Origin of the sequence: Bradyrhizobium sp. CCBAU 51753 (assembly GCF_015291565.1) — a bacterium.
GTDB classification, from domain to species: Bacteria; Pseudomonadota; Alphaproteobacteria; order Rhizobiales; family Xanthobacteraceae; genus Bradyrhizobium; species Bradyrhizobium ivorense.
In genome coordinates this window covers 4,560,224-4,578,490 of the sequence record NZ_CP030037.1, presented here as the reverse complement: position 1 = coordinate 4,578,490, position 18,267 = coordinate 4,560,224, and the positions used below count along the sequence as shown (strand labels likewise).

The 18,267-nt window shown below is 65.3% G+C and carries 19 protein-coding genes; all 19 read right to left on the bottom strand.

What is annotated here, in order from left to right; translation table 11 throughout:
* Window positions 1-69: 69 nt before the first annotated feature.
* The 19 genes from XH93_RS20630 to XH93_RS20540 all read right to left on the bottom strand — a co-directional run bounded on the left by XH93_RS20630 (window position 70) and on the right by XH93_RS20540 (window position 18,265).
* Window positions 70-417 (bottom strand): hypothetical protein, encoded by a 348-nt coding sequence (locus XH93_RS20630; protein WP_194468944.1) that lies wholly within the window; start codon window positions 415-417, stop codon window positions 70-72.
* Window positions 418-706: 289 nt separating this feature from the next.
* Window positions 707-985, bottom strand: a complete 279-nt coding sequence (locus XH93_RS20625; protein ID WP_139483886.1) for a DUF1467 family protein — start codon at window positions 983-985, stop codon at window positions 707-709.
* Window positions 986-990: 5 nt separating this feature from the next.
* The gene (gene mce, locus XH93_RS20620) at window positions 991-1,395 is read right to left on the bottom strand and encodes a methylmalonyl-CoA epimerase (protein WP_139862514.1); all 405 of its coding nucleotides are present in this window, start codon (window positions 1,393-1,395) and stop codon (window positions 991-993) included.
* A gap of 161 nt (window positions 1,396-1,556) precedes the next feature.
* Window positions 1,557-3,227, bottom strand: a complete 1,671-nt coding sequence (locus XH93_RS20615) for a ribonuclease J (RefSeq protein ID WP_194468943.1) — start codon at window positions 3,225-3,227, stop codon at window positions 1,557-1,559.
* A complete protein-coding gene (locus tag XH93_RS20610; RefSeq protein WP_194468942.1) occupies window positions 3,227-4,033 on the bottom strand; it encodes a biotin--[acetyl-CoA-carboxylase] ligase in 807 nt (268 codons plus the stop codon). Before XH93_RS20610 ends, XH93_RS20615 begins: the two co-directional genes overlap by 1 nt.
* A 52-nt stretch (window positions 4,034-4,085) precedes the next feature.
* Window positions 4,086-5,522, bottom strand: a complete 1,437-nt coding sequence (gene nuoN / locus XH93_RS20605; protein ID WP_194468941.1) for an NADH-quinone oxidoreductase subunit NuoN — start codon at window positions 5,520-5,522, stop codon at window positions 4,086-4,088.
* An 11-nt stretch (window positions 5,523-5,533) separates the two neighbouring features.
* Complete coding sequence (locus XH93_RS20600; RefSeq protein ID WP_194468940.1) at window positions 5,534-7,045, bottom strand: NADH-quinone oxidoreductase subunit M; 1,512 nt, start codon at window positions 7,043-7,045, stop codon at window positions 5,534-5,536.
* A gap of 4 nt (window positions 7,046-7,049) precedes the next feature.
* Window positions 7,050-9,131 (bottom strand): NADH-quinone oxidoreductase subunit L, encoded by a 2,082-nt coding sequence (gene nuoL, locus XH93_RS20595; protein ID WP_194468939.1) that lies wholly within the window; start codon window positions 9,129-9,131, stop codon window positions 7,050-7,052.
* Between the two features lie 7 nt (window positions 9,132-9,138).
* Complete coding sequence (gene nuoK, locus XH93_RS20590; RefSeq protein ID WP_027537255.1) at window positions 9,139-9,447, bottom strand: NADH-quinone oxidoreductase subunit NuoK; 309 nt, start codon at window positions 9,445-9,447, stop codon at window positions 9,139-9,141.
* Window positions 9,444-10,082, bottom strand: a complete 639-nt coding sequence (locus XH93_RS20585; protein ID WP_139862509.1) for an NADH-quinone oxidoreductase subunit J — start codon at window positions 10,080-10,082, stop codon at window positions 9,444-9,446. The genes nuoK and XH93_RS20585 overlap by 4 nt, the downstream gene beginning before the upstream one ends.
* A gap of 9 nt (window positions 10,083-10,091) precedes the next feature.
* Window positions 10,092-10,586 (bottom strand): NADH-quinone oxidoreductase subunit NuoI, encoded by a 495-nt coding sequence (nuoI, locus tag XH93_RS20580; protein WP_139483894.1) that lies wholly within the window; start codon window positions 10,584-10,586, stop codon window positions 10,092-10,094.
* 7 nt (window positions 10,587-10,593) lie between these two features.
* Window positions 10,594-11,664, bottom strand: coding sequence for an NADH-quinone oxidoreductase subunit NuoH (gene nuoH / locus XH93_RS20575; RefSeq protein WP_139483895.1), 1,071 nt, complete (start codon window positions 11,662-11,664; stop codon window positions 10,594-10,596).
* 10 nt (window positions 11,665-11,674) lie between these two features.
* A complete protein-coding gene (gene nuoG, locus XH93_RS20570) occupies window positions 11,675-13,750 on the bottom strand; it encodes an NADH-quinone oxidoreductase subunit NuoG (RefSeq protein ID WP_194468938.1) in 2,076 nt (691 codons plus the stop codon).
* A 7-nt stretch (window positions 13,751-13,757) separates the two neighbouring features.
* Window positions 13,758-14,246: a hypothetical protein gene (locus tag XH93_RS20565; protein WP_139483897.1), complete on the bottom strand. Its 489-nt coding sequence runs from the start codon at window positions 14,244-14,246 to the stop codon at window positions 13,758-13,760.
* An 8-nt stretch (window positions 14,247-14,254) separates the two neighbouring features.
* Window positions 14,255-15,577, bottom strand: a complete 1,323-nt coding sequence (nuoF, locus tag XH93_RS20560; protein ID WP_194468937.1) for an NADH-quinone oxidoreductase subunit NuoF — start codon at window positions 15,575-15,577, stop codon at window positions 14,255-14,257.
* A 19-nt stretch (window positions 15,578-15,596) separates the two neighbouring features.
* Entirely contained in the window at window positions 15,597-15,803 is a 207-nt protein-coding gene (locus tag XH93_RS20555) for a hypothetical protein (RefSeq protein WP_194468936.1), read from the bottom strand.
* Window positions 15,803-16,414, bottom strand: a complete 612-nt coding sequence (gene nuoE / locus XH93_RS20550; RefSeq protein WP_139483900.1) for an NADH-quinone oxidoreductase subunit NuoE — start codon at window positions 16,412-16,414, stop codon at window positions 15,803-15,805. The genes XH93_RS20555 and nuoE overlap by 1 nt, the downstream gene beginning before the upstream one ends.
* 40 nt (window positions 16,415-16,454) lie before the next feature.
* Window positions 16,455-17,651 carry an NADH-quinone oxidoreductase subunit D gene (locus XH93_RS20545; protein WP_139483901.1) on the bottom strand — a complete coding sequence of 399 codons (1,197 nt, stop codon included), beginning with the start codon at window positions 17,649-17,651 and terminating at the stop codon, window positions 16,455-16,457.
* On the bottom strand, window positions 17,648-18,265 hold the full coding sequence (locus tag XH93_RS20540; protein WP_139862505.1) for an NADH-quinone oxidoreductase subunit C: 618 nt from the start codon (window positions 18,263-18,265) through the stop codon (window positions 17,648-17,650). The genes XH93_RS20545 and XH93_RS20540 overlap by 4 nt, the downstream gene beginning before the upstream one ends.
* Window positions 18,266-18,267: the final 2 nt, after the last annotated feature.

Genomic DNA, 18,267 nt, shown 5'->3' with positions numbered 1-18,267 from the left:
GAGGTGGTGAAATGGATTGCTTCGCTTCGCTCGCAATGACAGTTGGATGCCTCGGGGTGAGGTTGATCCTCACTCCCGTTCCAGGAAGTTCGAACCGATATCGGCCTTCTTCCTGATCGGATCATAGTCGCAATAGACGCTGTCGGCGAACAGCGTGTAGCTCGCGCTGACGGCGCTCTTGTCGACCTTGACCGAATGCAGTCCGATCACCGCGGTGCGCTGGCCGCCGTTCCACTTGAACGGCGTCGTGCTCTGCGCCCGTTCACAGGCCGCGACCGCGTCGGCAAACACCGAGCTCTCGACAAAAGCCTGCACGGTGCGCAGCCGCGTCAGCGTCTTCCAGGAGAAATAGAACGATCCGGCAAGGCCGGCGGCGAGCAGCACGAACAGAACGATCGCGATCCGCTGGAAATTCATTCCTCTCCCCCAAGACCAGTATCGAATTGTAAAGGTGCGCGAAGACTAGATCAAATGCCCCCGCGACGGAGAATGTGCTCCCTCGCCCCGTTCTTACAGGGAGAGGGTTGGGGTGAGGGGCCGCTTCCGCATATTCGGTGGCAGACAGACTCGCGGAGACTCCCCCTCACCCGGAACGCATCTGACGATACGTCACAGCCGAGGCTCTGCCTCGGCGTTCTTGAGAATGGCCGCCGAAGGCGGCCTATGCCTCTCCCGCAAGCGGGGCGAGGTGAAGCGGAGCTCGGTGCTAGAACGGCATCCCCATCAGTTTCGACAGCCGCTCGATCGAAAGATAGCCGGCGTAATAGGCCCACATCCCGATCGCGAAGATGATGGCCGAGATGATCGTGGTCCAGAGCAGCTTGCGGCCCATCCGCGCCAGCACGGGCGCGCCGGGGTCGGTGCCGGGCGCGCCGACGCCGTCCTCGTGCTGGCTGCGCACCCCGAACGGCAGCGTCAGGAACAGCGTGAGCCACCAAAGCACGAAGTAGATCGCGAGCCCGGTGGAGATCTGGTACGCGGTCATCGGCCTCAGGCCTGCTCGATCTCGACCAGCGCGCCCGAAAAATCCTTCGGATGGAAGAACAGCACCGGCTTGCCGTGGGCGCCGATCTTCGGCTGGCCGTCGCCGAGCACCCGCGCGCCGTCGGCGATCAGGCGGTCGCGCGCGGCGATGATGTCGGGCACATCGTAGCAGATGTGATGAATGCCGCCGTCGGCATTGCGCTCGACGAACTTTGCGATCGGCGAGGCCTCGCCGAGCGGCTCGATGAACTCGATCTTGGTGTTCGGCAGGGTCACGAACACGGTGATGACGCCATGCTCCGGCAGCGGCACGGCGTCGGAAATCTCGGCGTTGAACGCGGTGCCGTAGATCTTCGCGGCGCTCTTGGCATCCTTGACCGCGATCGCGACGTGATTGAGCCGGCCCAGCATGTTCCTCTCCCTTATTCGCTTCACCTCTCCCCGACGGGGAGAGGTCGATTTGCGCAGCAAATCGGGTGAGGGGCCGCAGCCCTATGAGAGACCGTAATCCCTCACCCGGCGCTTCGCGCCGATCTCTCCCAAGGGAGAGGTAAACCACCGTCGCCGCGGCGTCAGACCGTCAGCACATGCACGAAGCAGATCGGCTTCTTGCCCCAGTGCTCGTTGATCACCGCCCGCACCGCACGGCGCACCGATTCCGCCAGCGCGTCCGGATCGCGCCGCCGCGGCTTCGGCAGGCCCTCGATGGTCGATACCACCACATCGAACACGATGTCGTCGAGCAGCTCGCCCGCGGCATTGTTCTCCGGCATGCCGGCGAGATCAACCTCGGGATCGTCGGCCAGCTCGCCCTGCTCGGTCATGGCGACGGCGACGAAGGCGCAGCCGGCAAAGGCCATCCGCCGCCGCTCCACCACCGCGCGCGACTTGGAATCTTCCAGGATGGTTCCGTCCTTGTAGAGCCGGCCGGCCGGGACCTCGCCGATAATGCCGGGCTCGCCGGGGCCGAGCTTGACCAGGTCGCCGTTGCGGCAGGTCAGCACGTTCGGCACGCCGGCGTGGCGCGCCAGCCTGGCGTGCTCGGCGAGGTGCAGCGCCTCGCCGTGGACGGGGATCAAAAGCTGCGGCCGCACCCAGGAGATCATGTCGCGCAGCTCGTCGCGGCGCGGATGGCCGGAGACGTGCACCAGATGCTCGCGGTCGGTGATGATCTCCACGCCCTGCATCACCAGATTGTTGATGATGCTGCCGACCGCCTTCTCATTGCCGGGAATGGTGCGGGAGGAGAAGATCACGGTGTCGCCCTTGTTCAGGGTGACCTGCGGATGGTCGTCATTGGCGATCCGCGCCAGCGCCGCACGGGGTTCGCCCTGGCTGCCGGTACACAGCGCCAGGACCTTGTCGGCCGGGAAATGGCCGTAGACGTCGATGCTGCGGAACTTGTGCGAGCTGTCGAGATAGCCGCATTCGCGCGCCACCTGCACCACGCGCTCCATGGCGCGGCCGACCACGACGACCTCGCGATCGGCGGCGTTGGCGGCGTCCGCCACCGCCCTGACGCGGGCGACGTTGGACGCGAAGGTGGTAACGGCGACGCGGCCCTTGGCCGCCATCACCAGCTTCTTGATGGTGGCGGCCACCTCGGTCTCCGAGGGCGAACGGCCGTCGCGCACGGCATTGGTGGAATCGCCGATCAGCGCCAGCACGCCCTCGTCGCCGAGCTCGCGCAGCCGCCGCTCGTCGGTCGGCGGGCCGATGATCGGCGTCGGGTCGATCTTCCAGTCGCCGGTGTGCAAGACGGTGCCGACATCGGTCCTGATCGCCAGCGCATGGGATTCCGGAATCGAATGCGCCACCGGAATGAACTCGACATTGAACGGGCCGATGTCGACCCGGCCGCCGGACGGGATCACGGTGACCGGGATCTTTGGCGGATTGCGCTCGGCGGCGCATTTGGCCTCGAACAGCGCGGCGCTGAATTGGGTCGCGTAGATCTTGCAGCCGAGTTTCGGCCAGAGATCGATGATGGCACCGAAATGGTCCTCATGGGCGTGCGTCAGCACCAGGCCCATCAGATTGTTGCGCTCCTTCTCGAGGAAGCGGATGTCCGGCATGATCAGATCGATGCCGGGCAAATGCTCCTCGTCGCCGAAGGAGACGCCGAGATCGACCGCGAGGAACGAGCGCTGGTGGCGGTTGCCGAGCCCGTAGATCGACAGGTTCATGCCGATCTCGCCGACGCCGCCGAGCGGCGCGAAGGTCAGTTCGTCCGGCCGCGCCATCAGGTTGCCCTCGCCGAGGCTGCGTCGCCAAAATAGACCTCGCCGGCGGTGACCGGCATGCGGCGGCCGTCGGCGGCCCGCACGATCAGGCAGCCGGTGTCGTCGATGGTATCGAAGGTGCCTTCAAGCGTCGCGGTGCCGGTCCGGATCGCGACCTGCTCGCCGAGGCCGGCGGCGCGCGCCAGCCACAGCCTTCGGATCTCGGCAAAACCGCGGCCGTTGTCCCAGATGCCGCGGAAATCGACCCAGGCGTCCGACAGCGCGGCAAACAGCTCCTCGGCGGCGATCTGCACCCCCAGCGCCGACAGCGACACCGCGGGTGTCGGCGTGCCCTCGGGCGCGGCCACGACGTTGGTGCCGATGCCGACCACGACGGCGAGCCGGCCGGCGATGGCCTCGGCCTCCAGCAGGATGCCCGAGAGTTTCTTGCCGTTGGCCAGCACGTCGTTGGGCCATTTCAGGGCGTAGCGCGGCCCCTGCGGCCCGAGCCGCAGCGCCGCCTCGACGCTGACCTTTTGCAGCGCGGCTTCGAGCGCCAGCCCGGCGGCAAAGCCGAGCGTTGCCGCGACCGCGGGCTGGACGTCCATCACCTCGAGGATGCTGCAGGCGAGATTCCCGCGCGGCGCGATCCAGGCCCGCTGCCGCCGGCCGCGCCCCGCGGTCTGCTCCGCCGTCACGAACCAGATCGGGCCGCCCTCGCCGCCACGCGCGCGCAACATCGCCTCGACGTTGGTCGAGCCGAGCTGGTCGAAGGCGGCGAGCTTGCAGCCGGCCGATATGGCCCGGGGACCGAGCGCGAACGTCATGCTGGCATTCTGCGCATGATCTGCCCCGAAAGCCAGTGGTCTTGCCGTGGGGTCAGAACAGCGACTTCGCCGCCGCCGTGGCCACGCTGACCAGCGGGCCCGGATAGGCGAAGAAGAACACGTTGAAGATGCCGGCGACCGCCAGCACGGTGCGCAACTCGAGGCGCATCGGATCCAGCTTGCCGAGCGGTTGGTCGAAATACATCACCTTGACGATCGACAGATAGTAGAACGCGCCCACCACGCTGGTCAGCACGCCGATCACCGCGAGCGTGAACAGGTTGGCCTTGATCGCCGCGACGAACACGTACCACTTGGCGAAGAAGCCGGCGAGCGGCGGGATGCCTGCGAGCGAGAACAGGATCATCGCGAAGAAGAAGGCAAGCAGCGGGTTGGTGCGCGACAGGCCGGCGAAATCGCTGATCTGCTCCACCGCCTGGCCGTTGCGCTTCATCGCCAGGATGATGGCGAAGGAGCCGAGCGTCATCGCGACATAGATCGCGATGTAGATCAGCACGCCCTGGGCGCCCTCGACCGTGCCGGAGGCAAGGCCGACCAGCGCAAAGCCCATATGGCCGATCGAGGAGTAGGCCATCAGCCGCTTGATGTTGGTCTGGCCGATCGCCGCGAATGAGCCCAGCGCCATCGAGGCGATCGACACGAACACCAGGATCTGCTGCCACTCGGTGACGATGCCGGGGAATGCGGTCAGCGTCGCGCGGGTGAACACTGCGAGCGCGGCGACCTTCGGCGCCGAGGCGAAGAACGCGGTGACCGGGGTCGGCGCGCCTTCATAGACGTCGGGCGTCCACATGTGGAACGGCACCGCCGAGACCTTGAAGCAGAGGCCGGCGAGCAGGAACACCAGGCCGAACACGATGCCGACGCTGCCCTTGGTCGCCGCCGCGGCGATGCCGGCGAAGCTCACCGTGCCGGTGAAGCCGTAGATCAGCGAGGCGCCGTACAGCAGCATGCCGGACGACAGCGCACCGAGCACGAAATATTTCAGGCCGGCCTCGCTGGACTTGGCGTTGTCGCGCTGGCTCGCGGCGACGACGTAGAGCGCAAGGCTCATCAGCTCGAGGCCGAGATAGAGCGCGATCAGATCGCCGGCCGAGATCAGCACCATCATGCCGAGCGTCGACAGCAGCACCAGGATCGAGAACTCGAAGGTCCGTTGCGACGGAACGGAGAGGAACTCGGTCGCCAGGATCAAGGTCGCGGCCGAGCCGATCAGCGCCAGGATCTTCAGGAAGCGGGCGAAATCGTCGACGATGAAGCTGCCGCCGAAGGTGACGAGCTTGCCGCCCGGCAGCCACAGCTCGAGCACGCCGGTCAGCACCAACAGACACACCGCAAGCGCGGTGACGAGCCGCGTCGTGCCCTGCCCGCGATAGGCCCCGATCATCAACAGCACCATGGCGCCGACCGCGAGCACCAGCTCGGGCAGCACCGGCTGCAACTGATAACCTGCACTGGAAAAGCTCATGGACCCGGGCCTTATTGAACGACCAGCGCAGCGGCCTTCACGGCCGTCACGGCGGTATTGTAATTATTGACGAGCTGCTGCACCGAGGCCGCCGACATGTCGAGCACCGGCTTCGGATAGACGCCGAACAGGATGGTCAGCGCGATCAGCGGAAACAACGTCACGCATTCGCGCAAGGTGAGATCCTTCATGCTCGTCAGCGCCGGCTTGACCAGCGCCCCGAACACGATCTTGCGGTAGAGCCAGAGCGCGTAGCCCGCCGACAGGATCACGCCCGTGGTGGCGAGCACCACCGTCGGCAGCGACACCTTGAAGGTGCCGAGCAGCGTCATGAACTCGCCGATGAAGCCGGAGGTGCCCGGCAGGCCGACATTGGCCATGGTGAACACCATGAAGGTCAGCGCATAGAGCGGCATCCGGTTGACCAGGCCGCCATAGGCCGCGATCTCGCGGGTGTGCATGCGGTCGTAGACCACGCCGACGCAGAGGAACAGCGCGCCGGAGACGATGCCGTGCGAGATCATCTGGAACATGCCGCCGGCGACGCCCTGCGTCGTCACCGCGAAGATGCCCATGGTGACGAAGCCCATATGCGCGACCGAGGAGTACGCGATCAGCTTCTTCATGTCCTCCTGCATCAGCGCCACCAGCGAGGTGTAGATGATGGCGATGACCGAGAGCGTGAACACGAACGGCGCGAAGTCGTGCGAGGCCAGCGGGAACATCGGCAGCGAGAAGCGCAGGAAGCCGTAGCCGCCCATCTTCAGCAGGATCGCCGCCAGGATCACCGAGCCGGCGGTCGGCGCCTCGACGTGGGCGTCCGGCAGCCAGGTGTGCACCGGCCACATCGGCATCTTCACCGCGAACGAGGCGAAGAAGGCGAGCCAGGCCCAGGTCTGCAGGCCGCGCGGCACCGCGGTGTGCATCAACGTCGGGATGTCGGTGGTGCCGGCGTTCCAGTACAGCGCCATGATGGCAAGCAGCATCAGCACCGAGCCGAGCAGCGTGTAGAGGAAGAACTTGAACGAGGCATAGACCCGGCGCGGACCGCCCCAGACGCCGATGATCAGGAACATCGGGATCAGGCCGCCCTCGAAGAACAAATAGAACAGTACGAGGTCGAGCGCCGAGAAGGTGCCGACCATCAGCGTTTCCAGGATCAGGAACGCCATCATGTATTCGCTGACCCTGGTGGTGATCGCGTTCCAGCTCGCGATGATGCAGAGCGGCATGATCGCGGTGGTCAGGATGATCAGCGGCAGCGAGATGCCGTCGATGCCCATGTGGTAGGTGATGCCGGTGGCGAGCCAGGACGCCTTCTCGACGAACTGGAAGTCGGACTGTGCCGGATCGAACCGCGCGACCAGGATCAGGGAGATCACGAAGGTGATCAGCGTGGTCCACAGCGCGATCCAGCGCGCGGTGCGGTCAGCGGTCGCGTCGCCGCCCCTCGCGAGCAGATAGACCAGGATCGCGCCGACCGCCGGCAGAAAGGTCGTGACCGATAGGATTGGCCAGGTCATCGCTTTACTGGCCTCCCAAGCCGAACATGAACCAGGTGATCAATCCGGCGGCCCCGATCAGCATCGCGAAGGCGTAGTGATAGAGGTAGCCGGTCTGCAGTTTGACGACGTTGCGGGTGACGTCGAGCACGCGGGCCGAGACGCCGTCCGGCCCAAAACCGTCGATGACGAAGCCGTCGCCCTTCTTCCAGAGCTGGTAGCCGATCCACTTCGCAGGTCGCACGAAGATCAGCTCGTACAGCTCGTCGAAGTACCATTTGTTGAGCAGGAACTGGTACAGCATCGGCTGCTGTTGCGCGAGCTCGACCGGCAGGTAAGGCCTGGTGATGTAGAAGATGTAGGCGACGAACAGGCCAAGCAGCATCATCACGGTCGGCAGATAGCCAAGCAGCGCCGGCATATGCTCCATGTCCTCGAGGATGTGCGGGTTCATCGTCACGGAGTGGCGGAAGAACTCCTCGACGCCGTGCGGGGTGGCGAACACCTCCTTGAACAGGAAGCCGGCGGCGAACGAGCCCACGGCGAGCACGCCGATCGGGACCAGCATCCACAGCGGAGCCTCATGCGCCGCCTCGTAGTGCTTCTGGTCGTGCGGCTCGCCGCAGAAGGTCTTGAAGATCAGGCGCCACGAATAGAACGAGGTAAGGCCGGCGGCCATGACCGTCAGCAGATAGGCGTAGATCGCGAACGGGTTGTGCGCCGCATAGGCCGCCTCGATGATGGCGTCCTTCGAATAGAAGCCGGCGAACACCGGAAAACCGGTCAGCGCCAGGGTGCCGATGCACATCACGTAAAACGTGTACGGGATCCGGTGCCGGAGGCCGCCCATGTTGCGGATGTCCTGCTCGTGGTGCATCGCGTAGATCACCGAGCCGGAGCCCAGGAACAGCAGCGCCTTGAAGAAGGCGTGGGTGAACAGGTGGAACATGCCGACCGAATAGGCGCCCGCGCCCATCGCCACGAACATGTAGCCGAGTTGCGAGCAGGTCGAGTAAGCAACGATGCGCTTGATGTCGTTCTGGACGAGGCCGATGGTGGCGGCGAAGAACGCCGTGGTGGCGCCGAAGAACATCACGACGGCCTGCGCGGTCGGCGCCAGTTCGAACAGCGGCGACAGCCGCGCCACCATGAAGACGCCGGCGGTGACCATGGTCGCGGCGTGGATCAGCGCCGACACCGGGGTCGGGCCCTCCATCGCGTCCGGCAGCCAGGTGTGCAGCAGGAACTGCGCCGACTTGCCCATCGCGCCCATGAACAGGAAGATGCAGGTCAGGGTCAGGGCGTCGGCGTGCCAGCCGAAGAAGTCGATGGTCTTGCCGGTCAACCCGGGCGCGGCGTGGAAGATGGTCTCGAGGTCGACCGAGCCGACCAGCATGAAGACCGCGAAGATGCCGAGCAGGAAGCCGAAATCGCCGACCCGGTTGACCACGAAGGCCTTGATCGCCGCGGCGTTCGCCGACGGCTTCTGGTACCAGAAGCCGATCAGCAGATAGCTTGCGAGACCGACGCCCTCCCAGCCGAAGAACAGCTGCACGAGGTTGTCGGCGGTCACCAGCATCAGCATCGCGAAGGTGAACAGCGAGAGATAGCCGAAGAAGCGCGGCCGGTACGGGTCCTCGTCCATGTAGCCGATGGAGTAGAGGTGGACCAGCGCGGAGACCGTGTTGACCACGACCAGCATCACCGCGGTCAGCGTGTCGATCCGCAGCCCCCAGCTAACCTGCAGCTCGCCCGAGGTGATCCACGGCAGCAGCACGACGTGCCGCACCTCCTCGTGCAAATAGCCGACATTGACCAGGGCAAACCAGGACAGCGCCGCGGAAACGAACAATAGGCCGGTGGTGATCAGCTCGGCCGCCCGCGAGCCCGCGGCCGGCGGCTCGGCGACGTGGTGGTCGTCGTGGCCATGGTCGTCGTGCGCGTGATCGTCATGCGCCGCCGACGCATGAGCATGGGCGTCGCCATGCGCATCGTCGTGGTGATCGACGGTGTCGCCACTCGGGTTGCGCGCATGCGCGCCGACCAGCGAGATGATCCCCGCGAGGATGGCGCCCAGCAGAGGCAGGAATACGATTGCCTGGTACATCGGCGCGCTAGCCCTTCATCAGATTGACGTCTTCAACCGCGATCGAACCGCGGTTGCGGAAATACACCACCAGCACGGCAAGGCCGATCGCGGCCTCGGCGGCCGCCACAGTCAGCACCAAGAGCGCGAACACCTGGCCGACGATGTCGCCGAGGAAGGTCGAGAACGCCACCAGGTTGATGTTGACCGAGAGCAGGATCAGCTCGATCGACATCAGGATGACGATGATGTTCTTGCGGTTGAGGAAGATGCCGAGGATCCCGAGCGTGAACAGGATCGCGCCGACCGCCAGATAGTGCCCGAGCCCGATCGTCATTTCACCCACTCCGCCGCATCGGCGTCCGAAAGCCCCTGCCCCGACGCCACCTTGCGCAGCGCCATCGCCATGTCGGGCGTGCGCGCGTTCTGCACGTTGATGTTCTGGCGCTTGACGTTGGCCTTGTGGCGCAGCGTCAGCACGATGGCGCCGATCATCGCGACCAGCAGCACCATGCCGGCGAGCTGGAAGTAATGGATATACTTGGTGTACAGCACGAGGCCGAGCGCCTCGGTGTTGCTGACATTGGTCGGGATCGCCGCCGTGATCGTCTTGGTGACCTGTGGGTTGATCACCCAGGCGCCGACCACCAGCAGCAGCTCGAACATGAAGATGCCGCCGATCACGATGCCGATCGGCAGGTACTGGATGAAGCCCTCGCGCAGCTCGACGAAGTCGACGTCGAGCATCATGATCACGAACAGAAACAGCACCGCGACCGCGCCGACATAGACCACGATCAGCATCATCCCGAGGAACTCGGCGCCCATCAGGATAAACAGCCCGGCCGCGTTGACGAAGGCCAGGATCAGGAACAGCACGGAGTGCACGGGATTGCGCGAGACAATCACCATCACCGCCGAGGCCACGCAGACCGCGGCAAACAGATAGAAGAACAGCGCCGGAAGGATCATGCCCTCACCTCACCGGTACGGCGCGTCGAGCGCGATCGACTTCGCAATATCGCGCTCCCAGCGGTCGCCATTGGCGAGCAGCTTGGCCTTGTCATAATACAGTTCCTCGCGGGTCTCGGTCGCGAACTCGAAATTCGGCCCCTCGACGATGGCGTCGACCGGGCAGGCCTCCTGGCACAGGCCGCAATAGATGCACTTCACCATGTCGATGTCGTAGCGCACCGTGCGGCGGGTGCCGTCGTTGCGGCGCGGGCCGGCCTCGATGGTGATCGCCTGCGCCGGGCAGATCGCCTCGCACAGCTTGCAGGCGATGCAGCGCTCCTCGCCATTCGGATAACGGCGCAGCGCGTGCTCGCCGCGGAAGCGCGGTGAGATCGGGCCCTTCTCGAAGGGATAGTTCAGCGTCGGCTTCGGCTTGAAGAAATAGCGCATGGCGAGCATGAACGCCGAGACGAATTCCGAAAGCAGAAGCGAGCGGGCAGTTGCGTTGACGTTGACACTCATGACGGCCTCACTTCGGCGCGATGCCGGCGAACTGCAGCACGCCGGCCACAATCACCACCATTGCCAGCGACAGCGGCAGGAACACCTTCCAGCCGAGCCGCATCAGTTGATCGTAGCGGTAGCGCGGCACGATCGCCTTCGCCATCGCGAACATGAAGAACATGAAGAACAGCTTTAGCGCGAACCAGACGATGCCCGGGATCCAGGTGAACGGCGGCAGGTTCACCGGCGGCAGCCAGCCGCCGAGGAACAGCAGCGTCGCCAGCGCGCACATCGTGGTGATCGCGACATACTCGCCGAGCATGAACAAGAGATACGGGGTCGAGCCGTATTCGGTCATGAAGCCGGCGACCAGCTCGGATTCCGCTTCGACGAGGTCGAACGGCGGGCGGTTGGTCTCCGCCAGCGCCGAAACGTAGAACACCACGAACATCGGGAACAGCGGCCACACATACCAGTTCAGGATGGTGAGCTGCGGCAGGCCGATCAGGTGCGCAAGCCCGCGGCTGTTCTGCGCTTCCACCACCGCCGACAGGTTCAGCGAACCGGCGCACAGCAGCACGGTGATGATGACGAAGCCGATCGAGACCTCGTAGGACACCATCTGCGCCGCCGAGCGCAGCGCCGCCAGGAACGGATATTTCGAGTTCGACGACCAGCCGGCCATGATGATGCCGTAGATCGACAGCGACGAGATCGCAAAGATGTAGAGCACGCCGACATTGATGTCGGAGATCACCCAGCCGAGATCCATCGGGATCACGGCCCAGGCGGCCAGCGCCAGCACGCAGGAGACCAGCGGCGCCAGCAGGAACACGCCCTTGTTGGAGCCGTCGGGAATCACCGGCTCCTTGAGCACGAATTTCAACAGGTCGGCGAACGACTGCAGCAGTCCGAACGGGCCGACCACGTTGGGGCCGCGGCGGATCTGCACCGCCGCCCAGATCTTGCGGTCGGCAAGCAGGATGTAGGCGATCGCGATCAGCAGCACGACCAGCAGCAACAGGCTCTCCGCGACCATGATGATCAGCGGCCAGAGGAAGCCGGTCCAGAACGAGCTTGCGAAGAAATCAGCCATCAGGTCACGCTCACTCCGCTGCCGTCAGCAATTTGCCCGATGCCAGCCGCGAGCATTCCGCCATCACGGCTGAGGCCCGTGCGATCGGGTTGGTCAAATAGAAATCCTCGACGGTCGGCTTGAATGCCGCCTTGTCGACGGTGCCGCCCTTGCCCGCCAGCGCCTTGACGTCGTCGGCCTTGCCGGCCTCGATCTGGTCGAGCCGCATCAGGTGCGGAGTGGCCTTGAACAGCGCCTGGCGCAGCGCCTGCAGCGAGTCGAACGGCAGCTTCTTGCCGAGCACATCCGACAGCGCGCGGATGATCGCCCAATCCTCGCGGGCTTCGCCCGGCGGGAACGCGGCGCGGTTGGCGATCTGCGCCCGGCCTTCGGTGTTGACATAGATGCCGGACTTCTCGGTGTAGGCCGCGCCCGGCAGGATGACGTCGGCGCGATGCGCGCCGCGGTCGCCATGGGTGCCGATATAGACCACGAAGGTGCCGTCCGGCACCGTGACCTCGTCGGCGCCGAGCAGGAACAGCACGTCGAGCGTGCCGAAGGTGGTCATCTGCGCCGTGGTCAGGCCGCCGGCCGCCGGCGAGAAGCCGATATCGAGCGCGCCGGCGCGCGAAGCCGTATCCTGCAGCACGGCAAAGCCGTTCCAGCCGTCCTTGATCGCGCCGACGTCGAGCGCGAGCTTGGCGGCCTGCGCCAGCACCGCCGCGCCGTCATGCCGCGTATAGGCGCCGGCGCCGACCAGGATGATCGGGTTTTTGGCGTTCTTCAGCACGTCGGCGAAGGAATGCTTGCCGGCGGCGAGATCGGCCAGCGTCTCGGTGCCCGCGCCGAGATAGTCGTGCGGATAGGTGAACTCGGCCTTGCTGCCGATCAGGCCGACCTTGAGCCCGCCATGGCGCCAGCGCTTGCGGATCCGCGCGTTCAGCACCGCGGCTTCCTTGCGCGGATGCGAGCCGATCATCAGGAGCGCATCGGCCTGGTCGATGCCTGATATGGTCGGGTTGAAGATGTAGGAGCCGCGACCCGCCTTGGCGTCGAAGGCGTCGCCGCCCTGCACCGCCAGATTGACCGAGCCGAACTTCGCCAGCAGCTCCTTGAGCGCGTACATCTCCTCGACCGCCGCGAGATCGCCGGCGATGGCGCCGATCCGCTTGCCGTCGGTGCGGCCGGCCTTGGCGGCGATCGCGGCAAAAGCCTCTTGCCACGAGGTCGGGCGGAGCTGGCCGTTCTGGCGCACATAAGGCCGGTCGAGGCGCTGGGTGCGCAAGCCGTCGACGACGTGGCGGGTTTTGTCGGAAATCCACTCCTCGTTCACCGCTTCGTTGATGCGCGGCAGGATGCGCATCACCTCGCGGCCGCGGGTGTCGACGCGGATCGCCGATCCGACGCCGTCCATGACGTCGACCGACTGGGTCTTGCCGAGCTCCCAGGGCCGCGCCGCGAACGCGTAGGGCTTCGAGGTCAGCGCGCCGACCGGGCAGATGTCGACCAAATTGCCCTGCAGCTCAGAGCTCAGCGCCTGTTCCAGATAGGTCGTGATCTCCATGTCCTCGCCGCGTCCGGTCGCGCCCATTTCCGGCGCGCCGCAGACCTCGGCGGAGAAGCGGACGCAGCGCGTGCACTGGATGCAGCGGTTCATCGAGGTCTTGACCAGCGCGCCGAGATACTTGTCCTCGACCGCGCGCTTGTTCTCGGCGAAGCGGCTGGTGTCGACGCCGTAACCCATCGCCTGGTCCTGCAGGTCGCATTCGCCGCCCTGGTCGCAGATCGGGCAGTCCAGCGGATGGTTGATCAGCAAAAACTCCATCACGCCTTCGCGCGCCTTCTTGACCATCGGCGAACGGGTCGAAATCTCCGGCGGCTCGCCCTTCGGACCCGGGCGGCAGTCGCGCACGGCCCAGGCGCAGCTTGCGACCGGCTTCGGGCCGCCCTTCACTTCGACGAGGCACATCCGGCAATTGCCGGCGATCGACAGCCGCTCGTGATAGCAGAAGCGCGGAATCTCGGCGCCGGCCTCCTCGCACGCCTGCAGCAGCGTGTATTCCGGCGGCACATCGATCTCTTTGCCATCGATGATGATCTTGCTCATGTCTGTCTCAGGTCTTTCCGAGCTTGCAGTCGGGCGGTGCGACGCCGGCGGTTTTCAGTGAGGTCTTCACCCATTGCTGGGTCTCGGCGCCGTAGGTCGCGAGATACGCAGGCTGCGCCTGGTTCTTCTCGCAGAGGAACGCCAAATGCGGTTTCAGCTCGTAGTCACAGGATGCTTGCCATTCGCGCTTGTCCGCAAACGCGGCAAAGGTCTCCTCGCAGGCATAGAGGAAATACGAGACGAAGCTCTCATATTGCGACCGCTCTTCGCGGCTGCCGGCCTTGATGGCCTCGTAATCGGGCTGTGCGAATTTCGGGTTCTTGAAGGCGAGATCGGTGTAGCCGAGATACGCCGTGCGCGCCGCGGAGGCGCGGTTCGACCAACGGATCTCGTTGATCTGCAGCAGGACGGCGCCAAAGCCGAGCAGCGCCACGGTCGCGTGCGCCATCTGCGCCAGCGTCCCGTATCTCTGCCACCATGCGGCCTGTTGCGCCATCGCCGTCATTACTCCGCCGCCATGTGCATGGGATCGCGCACGCCCTGATCGTCGAGGTCGGCCTTGTGCGAATACTGGTCGATGCGTTCTTCAATCTCGTGACGGAAATGCGCGATCAGGCCCTGGATCGGCCAGGCCGCGGCATCGCCGAGCGCGCAGATGGTGTGACCCTCGACCTGCTTGGTGACCTCCAGCAGCATGTCGATCTCGCGCTTGTGGGCGCGGCCCTCGGCCATGCGGGTCAGCACCCGCCACATCCAGCCGGTGCCCTCGCGGCACGGCGTGCACTGACCGCAGCTCTCATGCTTGTAGAAATAGGAGATGCGGGCGATCGCCCGGATCAGGTCGGTCGACTTGTCCATCACGATGACGGCCGCGGTGCCGAGGCCGGAGCGCAGCTTGCTGAGCGAGTCGAAATCCATCGGCGTGTCGATGATCTGCTCGGCCGGCACCATGCGCACCGACGAGCCGCCGGGGATCACGGCCTTCAGATTGTCCCAGCCGCCGCGGATGCCACCGCAATGCTTCTCGATCAGCTCGCGGAACGGAATCCCCATCGCCTCTTCGACGTTGCAGGGCCGCTCGACATGGCCGGAGACGCAGAACAGCTTGGTGCCGACATTGTTCGGCCGGCCGATCGCGGCGAACCAGGCGGCGCCGCGGCGCAGGATGTCGGGCGCGACCGCGATCGACTCGACGTTGTTGACGGTGGTCGGGCAGCCGTAGAGGCCGACATTGGCCGGGAACGGTGGCTTCAGCCGCGGCTGGCCCTTCTTGCCCTCGAGGCTCTCGAGCAGCGCGGTCTCCTCGCCGCAGATATAGGCGCCGGCGCCGTGGGCGACGTAGAGGTCGAACGGCCAGCCGTTGACGTTGTCCTTGCCGATCAGCCGCGCGTCATAGGCCTGGTCGATCGCGGCCTGCAGGTGTTCGCGCTCGCGAATGAACTCGCCGCGGACATAGATGTAGCAGGCATGCGCGCCCATCGCGAAGCTCGCGAGCAGGCAGCCTTCGATCAGCAGATGCGGATCGTGCCGCATGATCTCGCGGTCCTTGCAGGTGCCGGGCTCGGACTCGTCGGCGTTGACGACGAGATAGCTCGGACGGCCGTCCTTGGACTCCTTGGGCATGAACGACCACTTCATGCCGGTCGGGAAACCCGCGCCGCCGCGGCCGCGCAGGCCGGACGCCTTCATCTCGTTGATGATCCAGTCGCGGCCCTTGTCGATGATCGCCTTGGTGCCATCCCAGGCGCCCCTGCGGCGCGCGCCCTCGAGGCCCCAGTCATGCAGGCCGTAGAGGTTCTTGAAGATGCGGTCCTTGTCGTCGAGCATGCTCAAAACTTTCCGAACATCACCGATTGGCTTGGGAATAAGCGAGCCCGGCGGCGCAGCCGCCGAACACGATGGCCCACAACAGGCTGGATTCCAGCGTGGCGCTCAGGCCGTAGCGCTGCAGCAGGAACATGAAGCCGGCCGCCAGCGCGGTGTGCAGGGCGACATTGCGCCAGTTCTTCATCGCAACGCCCGTCCCCGTCCCGCTGACCTGAAAGCCTTGCATCAGGTGACCTCCTTCAGCGTGGTCGGCCCGCCGGCGGGAGCCGAGAACTGACGGTCGACCTGCGGACCCGGCTTCGGCGGATTGCCGGCGGCAAAGCCGTCCAGCACCTTGCCAAAGCTTTCCTTGGTCAGATCCTCATAGGTGTCCTTCCAGATCAGCACCATCGGCGCGTTCACGCAGGCGCCCAGGCACTCGACCTCCTCCCAGGAGAAGTTGCCGTCCTTCGACAGCTGGAACGGATCGTGATGGATGCGATGCTGGCACACCTCGATCAGATCGGCGGCGCCGCGCAGCCGGCATGGCGTGGTGCCGCAGACCTGGACATGCGCCTTCTTGCCGACCGGCGAGAGCTGGAACATCGTATAGAAGGTCGCGATCTCCAGCATGCGGATATGCGGCATCTCGAGCAGGTCGGCGACCGCGCGGATCGCCGCCTCCGACACCCAACCCTCGTGCTGCTCCTGCACGCGCCACAAGATCGCGATCGCGGCCGAGGCCTGACGACCCGGCGGATACTTTGCGATCTCCTTCTTGGCCCAGGCGAGATTCTCGTCGGTGAACGTGAAGCTCGCGGGCTGCAATTCCTTCGGGGCAAGGCGGCGGACGGACATCGATCAAACTCTCAATTCAGCGGTGCGGATGCGGCCATCATCACCGGTCGACCTCGCCGAACACGATGTCCAGCGAGCCGAGGATGGCGGAAACGTCGGCCAGCAGATGGCCCTTGCAAATGTGATCCATCGCCTGCAGGTGAGCAAAACCCGGCGCGCGGATCTTGCACTTGTAGGGCTTGTTGGTGCCGTCGGCGACGAGATAGACGCCGAACTCGCCCTTCGGCGCCTCGACCGCGGCGTAGACCTCGCCGGCCGGCACGTGGACGCCTTCGGTGTAGAGCTTGAAGTGGTGGATCAGCGCTTCCATCGAGCGCTTCATCTCGCCGCGGCGCGGCGGCGCGATCTTGTTGTCCTCGACCACGACCGGGCCCTGCCCGTCCGGCGCTTTGAGCTTCTGAATGCACTGTTTCATGATGCGCACCGACTGGCGCATCTCTTCCATGCGGATCAGGTAGCGGTCGAAGCAGTCGCCGTTCTTGCCGATCGGGATGTCGAACTCCATTTCGGCGTAGCACTCATAGGGCTGCGACTTGCGCAGATCCCAGGCCGCGCCGGAGCCTCGCACCATCACGCCCGAAAAACCCCACTCCCAGGCTTCCTTCAGCGGCACCACGCCGATGTCGACGTTGCGCTGCTTGAAGATGCGGTTGCCGGTGAGCAGCGTGTCGAGGTCGTCGACCACCTTGAGGAACGGATCGCACCACGCCTCGATGTCGTCGATCAGCTTCGGCGGCAGGTCCTGGTGCACGCCACCGACGCGGAAGAACGCCGCGTGCATGCGCGAGCCGGAGGCGCGCTCGTAAAACACCATCAGCTTCTCGCGCTCTTCAAAGCCCCACAGCGGCGGGGTCAGCGCGCCGACGTCCATCGCCTGCGTCGTGACGTTGAGCAGATGCGAGAGGATGCGGCCGATCTCGCAATAGAGCACGCGGATCAGCTGGCCGCGGCGCGGCACCGTGATGCCGAGCAGTTTTTCGGCCGCGAGGCAGAACGCATGCTCCTGGTTCATCGGCGCGACGTAGTCGAGCCGGTCGAAATAGGGAATCGCCTGCAGATAGGTCTTGTGCTCGATCAGCTTTTCGGTGCCGCGATGCAAGAGACCGATGTGCGGATCGACACGCTCGACGACTTCACCGTCGAGCTCCAGCACTAGGCGCAGCACGCCGTGCGCCGCCGGATGCTGCGGCCCGAAATTGATGGTGAAGTTGCGAAGATTCTGCGGTTGCTCGTTCATGCCTTCGGCTCCGCCTTGGCCTTCTCGTCGCCGGGCAGCGGATAGTCAGCGCCTTCCCAGGGCGAGAGGAAATCGAACTTGCGGAATTCCTGGTTGAGCCGGACCGGCTCGTACAGCACCCGCTTCTCCTGGTCGTCGTAGCGGACCTCGACGAAGCCGGTGAGCGGAAAGTCCTTGCGCAGCGGATGGCCGTCGAAGCCGTAATCGGTCAAGAGCCGCCGCATGTCGGGATGGCCGATGAAGATCACGCCGTAGAGGTCGTAGGTCTCGCGCTCGAACCAGTCGGCGCCCGGGAACACGCCGATGATCGACGGCACCTGCGTGGTCTCATCGGCCTGCCCGCGCAGCCGGATCCGCGCGTTCAGCGTCGGCGACAGCAGATGGTAGACGACGTCGAAGCGCTTTTCGCGCGACGGATAATCCACCGCGGTGACGTCGGTGATGTTGACGAAACGGCAGTTCGGATCGTCACGCAAAAACGTAACGACCTCCACGATTCTGCCAATCTCGACATCGATAGTGAGCTGGTTGAACGCGACCGAGTGCGAGGTGGCCGCGCCCGGAAGCGCGCTCACGATCGTCTGCCCAAGGGCGTCGAGCTTGCCGTCGTCCATGA